This window comes from Alteromonas sp., from assembly GCF_984505615.1.
Window position 1 is genome coordinate 15,257 of the sequence record NZ_CFHOXV010000021.1, and the last position, 15,233, is coordinate 30,489.

The following is a 15,233-nucleotide window of genomic DNA, read 5'->3' on the forward strand; positions in this document are numbered from 1 at the left end:
TCGCATGGGCCGGATGGCTGTGATTTTAACACAGAATCATGCCCCGTGAACAAACCGGTTATGATGACAATCCGGAGAAACCTACGATTCAAACGCCCGTTCAGCCGGCATAACTGTTTTCTTTCTGCGTTTAGATTGCCCCAGCACCACACCACTGAGAATAAGGCCACAAGCCATAAGTTGGGTTTGCGTGAGGGTTTCGTCCAGCAACCAGTAAGCAAAGCCAATGGTATAAACAGGAATGAGGTTACTGAAAATGGTGGCTTTGCTTAAATCCATTTTGGTAATGGCGATGTTGTAAAGCAGATAGGCGCCTAAGGTCACGCATACGCCGAGGAAGACGATAGCGTAAAGCGCAGGGCCGGCATGAAATGGCGGTACATCCTGACTGAATGCCAGCGGCATAAAGAATATGGCACCGGAAAACGCCTGCAAGGAAGTCAGTACCAACGGAGAATAGCGGGTGGACAGTTTCTTCACACAAACACAGTACACCGCAGAACATGCCATAGCAGCCAGCTCAAGGGTATTGCCCAGCACAGGATTACTGGCGTGAGCATTTTCTTCAGCCGCCCAGCTTAGCCAGACTAAACCGGCAAAAGCGACAACAAAACCTGCCTGAGCCGTGATAGTCATACGCTCTTTTAAAAAGATAAACGCCAGTGCTGCCGCCATAGGCGGTAAAACCGCTGTGACCATCCCGGCCTGTGCAGCCGAGGTGTACTGCAGTGCCATGGCTTCAAAAACGAAGTACAAACAAGGCTCAGCAGCAGACATCAGCAGCAGTAACTTCCAGTCGCCTTTCTGATAAGTGAATCGGCTCAGGCCCTTCCACATCAGCAGAAAACAAATGCTTGCCACCACCATACGCAGAAAAATGACCCACATAGGCGAGTATTCGGCAAACGCGATTTTCAGCGCAATGAAAGAGCTACCCCACAACATGGTAGCAATGAGCAGCAGAATAAAAGGAAGCATAGAGAAACGGTCCGGTAAAAACAGCGGCAAGTTTAACAGAGGACGGAGATAAAACCTCTACCCGGACCGCAAATATTAGCAGTAAACAGTTACGGTTTCTGTGTCAGCCGGAACTGCATATTCACCTGCAAACCACCTTTATCTGACAAACTGAATGACATATCGCCGTCGTTCAGACGAACAGCTTCTGCTGCAATGGCGAGACCAAGGCCCAGGCCGCCGGTGTCGCTGTTACGGGCGCTGTCAGTGCGGTAGAACGCATTGGTCAATTTTGATAAATCTGCCGGTTCCACACCCGGCCCGTCATCTTCAATTACGATGGTCAGTTGACTACCGGCGACAGTACATGCCAGGGAAACGGAAGTGTTTGCGTATTTAAATGCGTTTCGCACCACATTCTCGATGGCGGTGAGGAATGGCTCTTCGTAAATACTGAGCGTGCCGTCTGCAAGAGCATGCTGCCAGCTAATCCCCAGTTGTTGCGCCTCGAATGCGGCATCTTCGCACAAGTCATCCAGTAATGCTTTTACAGTAATGTCTGCTTTGCCCTGCGAGATAGCACGGGATTCCATGGTGGTGAGATCGGATAAACGCTGAATATGCAGGTTGAGCAACTCATTTTCTTTTTCTGCCCGTTCCAGCAGCGGGATCAACGAGGGGTCCGCGCATTTTCGGCGTACCAGTGCCAGTGTCATTTGCAGGCGGGTAAGCGGCGTGCGCAATTCATGAGAAATGTCGGCGCTCTGACGTTTCTGATTCTGAATGAGCGCTGCTATTTTACCGGTCATATCATTGAACTGGGCAAACAAGCGTGTAAAAGGTGATTCCCCGCTTCGACGGCCGCCTTTTTCCACAGACTGACTGTATTCGATGCGGTGATTCAACTGTCCCTGCCCCACCGCAGTAAATGCATCACCCAGCCGGTTCAGCGGACGTGCAATAGAACGTACCAGTAACCAGCTCATCAAACTGGTCACGACCATAAAAATACCCAGCATCAGCCACCACGGTACGGCTCTGAAAACATCCAGAGGCCGTGGTCTTTCAGGGCGCCACAACACCAGTTTCCAATCCGGTCTGGCGGTCAGGGAGACCGGGCCTACAAGCCGTGTCCACTCCAGATTAATTTCCCTTTGCTGCTCTTTTTGAATGAAATACCAGAAGCGCTTACTGTTGAATTCTTCGGTGAGGGAGCGCCGCAAGGGCATACTGCTTTGCACCACGTTAAGCTCTTTATCAACAATGAGCCATTGATAAGATGTGCGGGTTTCCAGTTGCTCCAGTTGCCGGGGGATACCATGAGGATCTGCCGGGCGGCTGAGAAGAATGTTATCAATTCTTTGTGCCACATTATTCAGCAAACGACTGTCCCGGCCTGACAGTGGCTCGTTTTCATTGATTTCCTGCAGGATAAACGCCGGAATGGCAATGGACAGAATACACACCAGCAGGGTAAGCCAGAACCAGCCCAGTACTTTCAGATTAAAATTGCGGACAGCACCGGTCATCAGGCAAAAATTCCGTAACCGCGCCCGCGCTGACTTTTAATGTCAACCTGTGAATTTGCGGCAGTGAGCTTTTTACGCAGGTTACTGATGTGGGTGTCGATACTGCGGTCGAAAGCTTGCAGGCGTCGTCCCAGACACGCCTCGGAGAGCTCTTCTTTGGTGATAAGTTCTCCGGGCTGCAAGCACAGATGCTTCAGTAATGCATATTCGCTGCCGGTGAGATCCAACACTTGCGACTGACAGGTCACCACCATTTTCTGCACATCGATGCTGATATCGCCAATCGGGATAACAGACTTTTTCGACAAACTGGCCGGTTCGTCTGTTGCGGCTTTATCGCCGGTACGACGGATAATTGCCCGGATACGTGCCAGTAATTCGCGGTCGTTAAACGGTTTCGCCAGATAATCGTCAGCACCCAGTTCCAGCCCGAGTACTTTATCAAGGTCGTCCCCCCGTGCTGTCAGCATGAGCACCGGTAATTCACTTTTCTGGCGGATGGCTTTAAGTACGTCCAGCCCGTTGAGGCCGGGCAGCATGACATCCAGCAAAACCAACTCGATATCGCTGCGGGCCAGAGCTTCCGCAAGACCAGACTCGCCATCAGCACAGTGAGTCACGTCGTAGCCGGACATCCCGAGAAACTCAGAGAGTAACTCTGCCAGCCCTTTATCGTCTTCGATTAATAGAATGCTCATATAAATACGTCGTCTGTCAATGCTATGTCAACTTGCTTATCACAGGGTCAATAATGCCTGACTTTTCATATGTTCACACCAGATTTGCACTTCTTAACGTTACGTGACATTCAGCGCGGTAGTATGTATTCGTCCTCATTGTGAGGTAGCAGATTTTCAGGAGAACTTTATGAAACGTTCGATTAAAAAATTAAGCATTGTAGGCGTTGCCGCTCTTTTCATTGGTGCGGGTGTAACAGGCTTCGCGTTAGCAGCAACCGACGCAGCAGCAAAAACTGAGCGAATGGAGAAAATGGATCCCCCGCTGGTACCGCCGCAAATGCACAGAATGATGAAAGATGTCGAGTTAACGGCTGACCAGGAAGCAAAACTTGAAGTGCTGAAAGAAAAGCAGAAAGCATTGCGTGATGAATTCTGGGCTGTATTCACAGAAGAACAGAAAACACAGATGCTGCAGGATATGATGCACAGACCGCATAAAGACATGCGCGGACCCCGCGGCGACAAACGAGGTGGGGACAAGTTTGACAGAGGCGACCGTAAAAAACGTGGCGAAGGCAAAGAGGTTGAAGCACCGGCAGAGCCGCAATAATTCCCCCTTTATCATGTCTTGAGAGGTCGCGGTTGCGACCTCTTTCATTTCAACTTCTTAAATAAGAATTATTCTCAACCTTTCACTTCATGCCCGGTGCAGGTAAACTGCACGTTCTTCATTTACAGAGTCCCGCCACTGACATGGAAAAAATCTTTATTATCGCAGCGCGCATTGAAGCATTTACCTGGTTCGGTCTGATCACCGGTATGTACTTCAAATACAATCTTGAAGTCACCGACCTGGGTGTCTGGTTATTCGGCCGTCTCCACGGTATCGCCTTTCTGATTTATTTTGTGGTTGCCATTGTTGCAGCGGTCCGCCTTCGCTGGAGCGCGTGGCACAGTATCCTGGCCATTCTTGCTGCTATTCCGCCACTGGCAACTTTGCCGCTGGAAGTCTGGTTTACAAAAAAGGGCATTCTGTCCGCACCTGTAGCGAAACAATCTGAAACTGCCTGAATTTTAAAAACCGGGGTTCAAAAACAAAAACGCGCCGGTGCATTGCTGCACGGCGCGCCTGAAATGCGGTGAAGAGCTTTACATCAGCCTTTAGCGACCCGCTCAGCGTCGAAAATTTCAATCCAGTATCCGTCCGGATCTTTAATGAACGCGATATTGTTCATCTTTCCGTCAGACAACCGCTTCTGAAACGCAACACCCAGTGACTCAAAACGCTCGCAGGCAGCCTCCAGATCCGGTACGTGAAAGCCTATATGACCAAAACCGCGGGGATCGCTGTTACCATTGTGATAGGTGGTTTCTCCGGCGGTGTCGCCCCAGTTGTGTGTCAGTTCGAGCATGGCCGGACGACCGAAAGTTTGTGCTGTGCGTCTGGTGTCATCCTCACTGATATCAGAGAAGTCTTCTCCGTGGGTCAGGAAGTACAGACTGAACTCCATGTCGGGAAAATCGAGCTTTTTGAGTAAAGTCATACCCATAACACGTGTATAAAAGTCCAGCGAACGGGCCGGATCCGCGATGCGCAACATGGTCTGATTAAATACAAATCCGTCAGTTGCGGGATCTTTACGTTCACACAATCCGTCTGCCTGTTCGAAATGTCGGCTCATAGCAGTATCCTTTATTTACCGGTAATTGAAGTATTCAAAAGTGGGGCTGCGACACGGTTTACCAAGGGGCAGTCACCGCAATTTCAAGTGCATTCAGCATCACCACCACTTACTGATTTACGGGATAACTGGCCAACAGTTCACCTACGAGTTCGGTCAGGGATTGCTGAATAGAAATACTGTCACTTTTCTCCAGTTCGGCGCTGCCGGTGGCGCTGTAAATAAACTGCCCGTCTTTAATCACATCAATCTGCAAATTCTGATAAACAGACACCTGTTCACCTACAGGCACAGTAAAAATACTGCCCAGGGATATTCCCCCTGAACGGCCAAACGAACCGGTTCCCAATCCGAAACTTACTGACTTACCGTCCTCCTTTCTGGCTGTGGAAGGCAGAAACGCGACTTTGACGTCAGCTTCATCCGGGCTTTCCGGTATCAGTCCCTTTGCGGTCATCACATCAGTAATAGTGGTACGCAGATAATTCTCTATAGTGGGATTCACAGCGTTCAGCGGCGGTTCAACAGAAAAAGTACGGATAGCAGAAAAGTTCTGTGCTTCATCCATGTTGATTTGCGGTTTATTGGATGCACAACCCGACACCATAAATACAAAAGCGGCACAAAGTAGAAAACGAAGTGCCGGATAACGACTTATTAAGGATTTATCCATAAGGACTCTGCCAGTTAACCATTTCAAATTTTAACGTGTGCGGTATAAAAACCGATCGCTTTTACGACCCTGCTTGCCGGCAGCTGACTTAACACCGCCAGACGAAATCAAACAGAAACAAGATGAACGGTATCCGCTGACCGGCGTGATGCTGTATGTTTTCATTAGCCCGGCAGACAACGAGCTTAAGGCTTGTACAGTTGCCGGTATAATCATAAGAACGACAAGGAACTCACTATGCTCATTCGTCCACTCGCCCTCGCAGGCGGTCTGGTTTCGGCGTTGACCTTTACTGCACATGCAGCGCAACTGCCCGACACACTGCAATATAAAGACACCTTCAATCTTGAATACGCCGCGTCGCCGTTTTTCAGTAAAGACGGTAAATCAGTTTACTACGAACGCCGTGCTATGGATATTATGAAGGACCGCACACACAGCACACTGTGGCAGGTCAGCACTGACGGTAAAAAGCATCGTCCGGTGATTGCCGGCAGCGCGAATGTGCGTCAGGTTACATTGTCCCCTGACGGCACCATGCTGGCTTATCTTTCGGATGAAGATGGCAGCAATCAGCTTTATGTGCGCTATCTCGACTCCGGCCAGCAGGCCAGACTCACAGAAGTATCAAAGGCCCCCGGAAACCTTACCTGGTCCCATGACAGCAAACATCTGGCGTTTACTATGTTCACACCGGTAAAAACCAAACCGCTGTTTACTGCTATGCCGGAAAAACCCAAAGGTGCAGACTGGGCGCCCGCCGCCAGCATCATACAGAAAACAGGATACCGTGCTGACGGCAAAGGATATTTACCGGACGGATTTAATCAGATTTATATTTTGCCGGTATCCGGCGGTACGCCCCGCCAGTTGACTACGGGCAATTACCCCAATGACGGTCGCCTGGCATTCACCCCTGACGACTCGGGGATCTATTTTTCTGCCAACCGTTCAGAAGACTATGAATTGTCTCCTTTTGACAGCGACATATACCGCGTTGATATTCAGTCTGCTGACGTCACAGCGGTTACAGATATGGCCGGGCCGGAAGAGTCACCCATGCTCAGCCCCGACGGCAAATATCTGGCCTTCAAACAAATTAATGATAATAAAAAAGCTTACCAGTTCAGCGACATTGTAGTTTTGAATCTGGAAAGCGGAAAACTGAGCCGTCTGACGGGTTCTCTTGATCGCTCAGTACAACAGGTCGAATGGGCAGACAACAGCAAGTCACTGTATTTCTCTTACCTTGATCACGGCGAAACCCGCCTGGCCAGTGTCTGCCTGAAAGGTGATGTGAGCCGTTTCGATGCCACCACCGGCGGTCAGTCTCTTGGCAGACCCTACACGTCGGGGGAATTCGCCGTTTCTGCCAACGGAGAGCTGGCGTTTACTCAGGATGACCCGCTAAAACCGGCGGATCTGGCACTGCTTAAGAAGAAAAAAATCACCCCCCTGACTAATCTGAACGATGATGCGCTGGGACATCTGAAGCTGGCGCAGGTAGAGGCATTACCGGTGAAGTCATCTGCTGATGGCCGTGATATTGATGCCTGGATAGCGTTGCCTCCGGGTTTCGATGCAACCAAATCTTATCCGCTGATCCTCGAAATTCACGGTGGCCCCCACGCCGCTTACGGCCCGCACTTCTCAATGGAAATCCAGCTCATGGCAGCACAGGGTTACGTTGTTGTGTGGTCGAATCCCCGTGGAAGTTCGTCTTACGGTGCAGAGTTCGGCAACCTGATTCATCACGACTACCCGTCTGACGATTTTACTGATCTGATGGATGTCACTGATGCTGCAATCGCAAAAGGTTTTATTGATAAAAAGAACCTGTTCATCACCGGTGGCTCCGGCGGCGGTGTACTCACGGCATGGTCAGTAGGAAAAACCGATCGCTTTGCTGCAGCCGTGGTAGCTAAGCCAGTGATCAACTGGATCAGTTTCGGCCTGACTGCTGACGCGTATCCGTATTTCACTCAGTACTGGATGCCGGGCAAACCCTGGGAAGCATTTGACCATTTATGGGCACATTCACCGCTGTCTCTGGTGGGCAACGTGAAAACCCCCACTATGCTGCTTACCGGCGAATCAGACTACCGTACGCCAATCAGTGAATCAGAGCAGTTCTATCAGGCACTGCGCCTGCAAGGTGTAGACTCTGCGATGGTCAGGTTACCGGGGGCCTCTCACGGTATCGCTTCCCGTCCTTCACGCCTGATCCAGAAAGTGGGTAACATTCTGGTCTGGTTCGATAAATACCGTAGCGGCAAACCTCAGGAATAAACGCCTGCGGTTTCCTGTCAATCACGCCCGGCTCGCCGGGCTTTTTTGTCTTCTTTTAGCCGCTTTTAAAGAACAATTTAACGGGAAATTACGTATTGTTACGTCTGATAGTCATACTGATGATTTATAAAGACTTATTACATTGATATGAAACATAGATTTAGTTAAATTCTATGATACCCGACGTTTTCCTTTTTGGCCTCTGAGAGCACCATGGCAGCAACAAAAGACTTACGCCGCACCAAAACGCTTCTGTTTGATATTTTAAAGCCGGAAGCAGGCTTTTTTTACCTGGCTATCGCTTATGGCCTGATGATTGGTTTACTGACCCTCGCCGTACCGTTTGCAGTACAAACCCTTATCAACACCGTGGTTTATACCGCTTCAGTCAGCGCGGTTCTGGTGATCAGTACAATCCTGTTCTGTACCCTGCTGCTGTATGGGTTATTCAGTGCCCTGAGAACACGGGTTATGGAATATTATGAGCGCCGCATCTACAGCCGGCTGACTGCCGATCTTGTACTGAAAACCATTCAGGCTCCTCATCAGTTTTTTGAAGGCCGGAAAAACAGCACGATTACCCATCGTTTTTTTGAAGTAATGACCTTTCAGAAAAATATGCCATCACTGATGGTAGACGGTTTCGCACTTCTGCTTCAGATGCTGGTAGGTATTACACTGGTTTCTTTCTATCACCCGTTCCTGTTTGTCTTTAACGTAGTGATCATCATTTCTATGTATTTTATCTGGCGGATGTTGAGTACACCTGCGAAAAATACAGCCATCGACTTGTCTGATTCTAAATATGCCACCGCAAAATGGCTCAGCGAAATTTCCTCTGCTCACGTATTTTTCAAATCCAGCCGGCATCTTGACCATGCTGCTGAGAAAACGGAGGCCATCATCAGTCGTTATGTGAATTGTCACGCCGGACATTTCACTTTTACCTTTTCCCAGACCGTACTCTTCCTGATCGTCTATGCGCTTGCCAGCTCCGCCCTTCTGGGACTGGGTGGTGTGCTGGTTGTACAGGAGCAATTATCTGTCGGTCAGCTTGTTGCAGCCGAACTGATCATGTCTGCGGTATTTCTTGGTATTTCACGGTTCAGTGTATATCTGAACCTGTATTATGAATTGTATGGTGCGGCAGAGAAGCTTAATGCCGCACTGAACATTCCTCAGGAAGATGTACAGTCTTCCGATAACGAGACCTTCACCCGTAACGATCTCCACTTCCGTCAGACTGTGCTGGTTCAGCAAAACGAGTCTGTGGAAATTGATATGGCCTTGCGGGAAAACGGTAAATACTACGTCGTTACCGGACAGGCATGGCAACAACGTAAACTGATGACGGTACTGAAACGTTATGAAACGCCGGAGTCTGGCTGGGTTGAACTGGGAGGCCTTGCATTAACGGATTACCAGACCAGTGAGCTGCGTCAGGCTATTGCCATTGTTGACCGTTCTCTCATTATTGAATGTTCAATTCTTGAATATTTGCGCATGGATGCGCCGGATGCTTCCGAAAAAGCGATTCGGGAAGTCTTTCGCGAACTGCAACTGGAGCCGACACTGGCGAGACTGGAAGACGGCTTGCAAACCAGCCTGTCACAGTTGGGCCATCCCCTTCAGCCGATGGAGTTTTTGTTATTGAAACTGGCTGCCGCCCTGTTGTCGAAACCGGGAGTAATTGTGCTGAACCAGCACTTTGATGCCATTCCTGAAGCATACAGATATAAAATTCTGAAATACCTCGATACCCAACCGGTCACGGTGATGTACTTCACCAGCAGTCCGATTCAGGAAGTCTTTGATGCCACCATTGTGTTAAATGGTGACTCACAACTGCTTTCCCATGATGTGCTCGCTGACAAGGAGGAATTGTGATGAATTACTCTGATCAGCAGGAATTCATGAGCAAAATGAAGACGCTTTCGCAGCAGACTGTGCCGACCTGGTACAGAAAAGTGGCGTATATGCTCTTTCTTTTTATCGCAGTCACCGCCGCAATATTGTACTTCGCGCCCTGGCAGCAAACGGCTTACGGCACGGGAACAGTAAGCACGCTTAATCCGGCTGACCGCGCTCAGCCCATCTCCGCACTGGTCCCCGGGCAAATAAAAACCTGGCACGTGCGGGAAGGACAAAAAGTAAAAGAAGGCGATCCCATTGTAACCCTGGTCGACACAGATAAAGCGCTGGTTGAGCGCCTCCAGGCACAGGTAAAAGCCGCGGAGTTGAAACTGGATGCTGACCTGATGGCTGTGGAAAATGCCCGCATAAACCTGGATCGTCAGAAACGGTTACACAAAGAAGGTCTGGTTTCGGTCCGCGACATTGAAGTGGCGGAAAATACGTTACAGGAAAGACTGGCGACAGCCGCTCAGTCTGAGCAAAGCCGGAACTCGCTGAACTCGTCGCTGGCAAGGCAATCTACTCAGACCAAGTACGCACCTCAGGATGGTACAGTGACCCAGTTGCACTCCGGTGGTTTATCCACGCTGGTCAGTGCGGGCGCAGTACTCGGGTATTTTATTCCTGACGGTGTCGAGCGCATGGTAAGGGTGAAAGTAAACGGACTGAATGCACCGCTGGTCACAACAGGCCGGAAGGTGCGTCTGCAATTTGAAGGCTGGCCAATCTTCCAGTTCAGCGGCTGGCCGGGCACATCAATAGGTACATTCGGTGGCAGAGTGGCGATTGTTGAACCGGTGGCAGACCGCAACGGACTGTTTAATGTATGGATTGAACAGGATCCGCAGGAAAAGCCCTGGCCGGAAGAAACCTTTGCCCGTCTGGACAGCAGGGTCAATGCCTGGATCTTGCTGGAAGAAGTCAGTATTGGCTACGAACTCTGGCGACAGCTGAATAACTTCCCGCCTGAAAATGTCAGGTCAGATACAGAACAAACACCACGGTAAGTATGCATGTTGAGGTATTTTTCTTTTTTTAATGCCAGTTTTCTGCTGCTGTGCCTGAACGCTCAGGCGCAACAACCACCACCGACTGCAGAAACAGTACTGCAGTCTATTCTGCACAATCATCCTAAGCTGCTTGAGCTTGAAGCCAAAGGTGGTCAGCGCCGGCAGGAACTGGCTTACGCTGAAGCGGCATTTGATGTGCAACTTGAGCAGGATACAGCCCTCCGCACCAGCGGTTACTACAGCGGTGACTATCTGTCTCAGCGGGTTGTCAATCCGCTGGGAACCGCCAATGCTAAGGTGAAAGCCGAATACCGTATCGGTAACGGTACTTTTCCCTATTACGAGCGTTATTATGAAACGCTGACCGGTGGTGAAGCCAGTATCGGTTTTGCCATGTCGTTGCTGCAAAACCGGGAGACGGATAAAAAACGGATGGCCATTGAAGATGCCAGAGTGAGTATGTCTCAATGGGATGCAGAAGCCGCCCTGGCTCTGAACGAACTGGTTTACAACGGCTTATCGGCTTATCTGGACTGGTACGAAAGTCATCTGAATGAGCAGATATACGCAGCCCTGGTGAAGACCACCGAGACCCGTGGAAACGCCATTAATACCAGGGTTGAAGAAGGGGATCTTGCGCGCATCACCCAGACAGAATTTGAGGTCACAGTGATGCAGCGTAATCTGGCTTTACAGGATGCCAGAAGGAAGGCCGCACAGGCGAGAGAGAAGCTGGCTTACTATTACCGCGATGAGCAATTCCGGCCGGTCAGCACAGCAACCCTGAATACTGTCCCCGGAGATATTCAGTGGCCCTGGATGAGTGCAGCGGTTAAGCCCGCGTTGCTGCAAAGCCTGATTGCACAGCACCCTGCTCTCACCAGTTTGCAGGCAGAATTGCAACTGGCGAAAAACAAGCTGCGACTGGCAAAGAACGCGCTCTTACCTACGCTGGATGTTGAAGCAAAGCTGGCGCGGGATATCGGCAGCGGACCGGAGAACCTGACCGGTACAGAAACAAAAGTCGGCCTGCAATTTTCCATGCCGCTGGGCCGTCGCCAGGCGAAAGCTGATGAGGCAAAGGCTTCGTTAAAGTTGCGTGAAATTGAAGCCGTGGTTCAGACCACACAGGATGCACTTGAACGGGATATGGCAGTGGGTTTACAGGCACTGCAGTACGGCAAAACCATGGCTGAACTGCAACAGCAGCAGGCGGTATTAACGGAAAAGCTGTTCAGTCAGGAACAAAAACGGTTTGAAATGGGTGACAGTGACCTGTTCTTACTTAACAGCCGTGAATCACAGGCAATATCAGCACGTCTCAATGCAGTGAAAGCAGAAATAGAAATTAAGCGGATTGTACTGGGAATATACTATCAGACCGGTTTGCTCGCCCAAACGCCTGAAACCTCGCTGTAAAAAAGAAAAGCCACCCCGCAGGGTGGCTTTGAGGTTGCAGGAAGAAGGGCATCACTTCCTGCAAAAGGTTACTGTACAGACAGCTCCCTCAACCGTGGTGCAGGATTCATCGCTACACTCACTTTTTCAGCCACTACAGGCGAGTCAAGGGAATAACTGGCACCAGACTGAACATTGTCAGAGGCAGCGCCAACGTGGATATTGTATTCACCCGCATCGGCCACCCATGCCCGTTGTGCTTCATTAAATGAAGCCAACAGCTTAGGTGTTATTGCAAACTCAAGGGTTTGCGACTGTCCCGGTGCAAGCTCGTTTGTTTTCTCAAATCCCTTGAGCTCTTTGACCGGTTTTTCACTGCCCGGCGCAGAGATATAAAGCTGAACCGCTTCCTTCCCTGCTACTTTTCCTGAATTAGTGATGGTCACCGAAACGGTGAACTCACCAGCGTTCTTTCCGGCCTTCACAATCGCATCGCCATAATCAAAACCGGTGTAAGATAAGCCGTAACCGAAGGCATAAGCCGGTTTCACATTGAATGCGTCGTAATAGCGGTAGCCGACATAAATGCCGTCGTTATAGTCGAGTTGTGACTCTTTACCCACGAACAGACCAATGTAAGGGTCTTTCACGTCCTCTTCAGATGTGGGGGAGCCCGGAAATGTGCTGGCTGATGCCAGGTCGGCATATTTAACCGGAAAGGTCGTTGCCAGTTTGCCTGACGGATTGACTTTACCGGTGAGCACATCAGCCAGTGCATTACCGGCTTCCTGACCGCCCTGCCAGGGCAACACAATCGCGTCGGCCTTGTCACGCCAGCTGGCCGTTTCAATAACGTTTCCGATATTCAGCGCGACAACCACTTTCTTGCCTTTAGCATGAAACGCAGCGGAAACACGGTTTATCAAATCCTGTTCAGTCGCATTCAGGTCAAAATCGTTATCAACGATACGGTCCTGGAACTCACCGGAATTCCGGCCAATGGTGATAAGCGCCACGTCGTTTGACTCTGCCATGCTGGCAATCTGTGCATCAGACGGCGTGTATTCCGGTAACGGAGGTTGCAACTCGAAGAAATTTTTCTTCGGCGGACGTTTGGCGTCTTCCGCTTTCATGAAGGCTTCGTAGTCTGCCTGTAATGCTGCATCTACTTTCAGGGAGCTGTTTGCCAGCCCTTCCACCAGCGATACGGTATACGCTTCGTTCACATCGCCGCTGCCCGTGCCACCGGCGATAAAGGCATAAGACGTGTTACCGAATGCGGCTACATTCTGAGCACCGGTAAGCGGTAAGGCCGCCTGCTCATTTTTAAGCAGAATAACCCCTTCTGCAGCAGCACGGCGGGCCACTTCAGCATGCGCTTTCAGATCAGGCTTATTGCTGTACTCATATTCATTAAAGGTGGGAGACGTCAGCATTACAGTAAAAATTTTGCTGAGGTTGCGATCAAGCACGGCTTCTTTAAGCTGACCGCTTTCCACTGCCTGTTTAATGTTTTCACGCTGATCCGGCATGCCGGGCATAATCAAATCATTGCCCGCCTGCATTTGCGCTGCAGCGTTATCACCGGCGAACCAGTCTGTCATGACCAGGCCTTCGAAGCCCCACTCTCCGCGCAGTATATCTGTCAGCAGCTTTTCGTCCTGAGAGGTATAGACGCCATTCAATTTGTTGTAGGACGTCATGATTGCCCATGGCTGCGCCTGTTCAACGGCGATCTCAAATCCACGCAGATAAATTTCGCGTAATGCACGTTCATTGACATGGGAGTCCATCCACATCCGGCTGGTTTCACCGCTGTTCGCCACAAAGTGCTTGATGGTTGCACCTACGCCATTCGACTCAATACCATTCACAATCGAGGCAGCCATATTGCCGCTCAGATACGGATCTTCAGAATAATATTCAAAGTTCCGGCCACCCAGCGGGTTATAGTGAATGTTCATTCCCGGTGCGAGAAACAGGTCAATACCATATTCTTTAACTTCCTCACCCATGGCCGTGCCAACGGCGTTCAGCAACTCTTTGTCCCAGCTGGAAGCCAGCAGAGTTGCAATAGGAAATGCAGTGGCGTAGTACTTATTTTCATCCCCTTCACGCTCGGGAGAAATACGTACACCGGCAGGTCCGTCAGCCAGTACCAGTGCGGGAATACCTAATTCATCGATGGCGAACGTTGAACCGGCAGCGCCCGGCACTTTTTCCGATCCGCCAATATTGTCTACTCTGAAGCCCGTGCCGGTAACCAGCTTGATTTTCTGATCCAGTGTCAGCCTGCTGATTAAATCAGCAACACGCTGTTCAATGGGCAGACTGGTATTTTCATAGACGTCCTTCTGACCGTTACCATTTAAATCACGGAATGCTGCCGTTGTTGATGCAGAGTCTGCAGGTTGCTCATTTGCACAACCTGCTAAAGCCGCAATCGCACATGCCAGCACAGTTTTCTTCAGATTTATCTTCATTTCACTCACTCATGGTTAAAAAAGGGAGCTGCGGAACAGCCCCCGGTTAGCCATTACTGAAACTTGTACCCGAAACGGACACCAACAAGACGGGGATCAGCAAAGGTTGCTGTTCCTGTGTTGAAATCGCCGCTCGGGCCAACGTTTGACAAAGTAATGTTGTTTTCAAGATTCTTAACAAAAGCCTGATAATAGAAATAAGTCGCCTTCGATGATCGAATTGTGTGTCCCTCAATCCTGTAACGGTTGTTTGATTGAGCAACGGCAGGAACGCTGACCGGCAGTTTGACTACCCATAACACTTTGCCGGATGAAATCACTCCTTTTCTGCACCCGATATCCGCAGACAGTGAACATTTCCCGAGTCGTTGCCCTGAATAAAATACCACCAAAAGAGACATCGATGTCAACATTAAAAATAACATTTTTTTTAACTAAAAACGATTGAATTAAACATTATTTATGTGCAATAAATAGCAGCATATCGCGTTAAAACGCTTATACATCGCAGATGTATGCAGTATTTTACATTCACATTCATTCTTTAAAAAATACGATTGTAAATTTTTTTAAAGAATTATGACATCGATAGACATTCAATTTCCGGCTAATACCGGA

At 49.8% G+C, this 15,233-nt stretch carries 12 protein-coding genes; 6 read left to right on the top strand and 6 right to left on the bottom strand.

The genetic code is table 11. The annotated features are described in order from the left end of the window. Positions 1 to 81: 81 nt before the first annotated feature. The 3 genes from AC4PME_RS12370 to AC4PME_RS12380 form a co-directional block, all read right to left on the bottom strand. Positions 82 to 978: a DMT family transporter gene (locus tag AC4PME_RS12370; protein WP_491046502.1), complete on the bottom strand. Its 897-nt coding sequence runs from the start codon at positions 976 to 978 to the stop codon at positions 82 to 84. An 89-nt stretch (positions 979 to 1,067) separates the two neighbouring features. Then, positions 1,068 to 2,486 (bottom strand): ATP-binding protein, encoded by a 1,419-nt coding sequence (locus tag AC4PME_RS12375; protein WP_491046501.1) that lies wholly within the window; start codon positions 2,484 to 2,486, stop codon positions 1,068 to 1,070. Beyond that, a complete protein-coding gene (locus AC4PME_RS12380) occupies positions 2,486 to 3,184 on the bottom strand; it encodes a response regulator (RefSeq protein ID WP_491046500.1) in 699 nt (232 codons plus the stop codon). The genes AC4PME_RS12375 and AC4PME_RS12380 overlap by 1 nt, the downstream gene beginning before the upstream one ends. 169 nt (positions 3,185 to 3,353) lie before the next feature. On the opposite strand from AC4PME_RS12380, the gene AC4PME_RS12385 reads away from it, so the two are divergent. Beyond that, positions 3,354 to 3,776, top strand: coding sequence for a hypothetical protein (locus AC4PME_RS12385; protein ID WP_491046499.1), 423 nt, complete (start codon positions 3,354 to 3,356; stop codon positions 3,774 to 3,776). 143 nt (positions 3,777 to 3,919) lie between these two features. Beyond that, positions 3,920 to 4,237, top strand: a complete 318-nt coding sequence (locus tag AC4PME_RS12390; RefSeq protein ID WP_491046498.1) for a DUF3817 domain-containing protein — start codon at positions 3,920 to 3,922, stop codon at positions 4,235 to 4,237. Between the two features lie 83 nt (positions 4,238 to 4,320). Here AC4PME_RS12390 and gloA read toward each other — a convergent pair whose 3' ends face one another. Next, complete coding sequence (gene gloA / locus AC4PME_RS12395) at positions 4,321 to 4,848, bottom strand: lactoylglutathione lyase (protein ID WP_491046497.1); 528 nt, start codon at positions 4,846 to 4,848, stop codon at positions 4,321 to 4,323. A 109-nt stretch (positions 4,849 to 4,957) separates the two neighbouring features. Then, positions 4,958 to 5,521 carry a DUF4136 domain-containing protein gene (locus AC4PME_RS12400; RefSeq protein WP_491046496.1) on the bottom strand — a complete coding sequence of 188 codons (564 nt, stop codon included), beginning with the start codon at positions 5,519 to 5,521 and terminating at the stop codon, positions 4,958 to 4,960. A 237-nt stretch (positions 5,522 to 5,758) separates the two neighbouring features. Between AC4PME_RS12400 and AC4PME_RS12405 the strand changes: the two genes are divergently transcribed. The 4 genes from AC4PME_RS12405 (at position 5,759) to AC4PME_RS12420 (ending at position 12,153) form a co-directional block, all read left to right on the top strand. Further along, positions 5,759 to 7,810 (top strand): S9 family peptidase, encoded by a 2,052-nt coding sequence (locus AC4PME_RS12405; RefSeq protein WP_491529622.1) that lies wholly within the window; start codon positions 5,759 to 5,761, stop codon positions 7,808 to 7,810. A gap of 213 nt (positions 7,811 to 8,023) precedes the next feature. Beyond that, a complete protein-coding gene (locus AC4PME_RS12410; RefSeq protein ID WP_491046494.1) occupies positions 8,024 to 9,697 on the top strand; it encodes an ABC transporter transmembrane domain-containing protein in 1,674 nt (557 codons plus the stop codon). Further along, positions 9,697 to 10,731 (top strand): efflux RND transporter periplasmic adaptor subunit, encoded by a 1,035-nt coding sequence (locus AC4PME_RS12415; RefSeq protein ID WP_491046493.1) that lies wholly within the window; start codon positions 9,697 to 9,699, stop codon positions 10,729 to 10,731. Before AC4PME_RS12410 ends, AC4PME_RS12415 begins: the two co-directional genes overlap by 1 nt. 6 nt (positions 10,732 to 10,737) lie before the next feature. After that, positions 10,738 to 12,153 (top strand): TolC family protein, encoded by a 1,416-nt coding sequence (locus AC4PME_RS12420; RefSeq protein ID WP_491046492.1) that lies wholly within the window; start codon positions 10,738 to 10,740, stop codon positions 12,151 to 12,153. A gap of 68 nt (positions 12,154 to 12,221) precedes the next feature. Here the strand turns inward: AC4PME_RS12420 and AC4PME_RS12425 are convergent, their stop codons facing one another. Continuing rightward, positions 12,222 to 14,615, bottom strand: a complete 2,394-nt coding sequence (locus AC4PME_RS12425) for a glycoside hydrolase family 3 N-terminal domain-containing protein (protein WP_491046491.1) — start codon at positions 14,613 to 14,615, stop codon at positions 12,222 to 12,224. Positions 14,616 to 15,233: the final 618 nt, after the last annotated feature.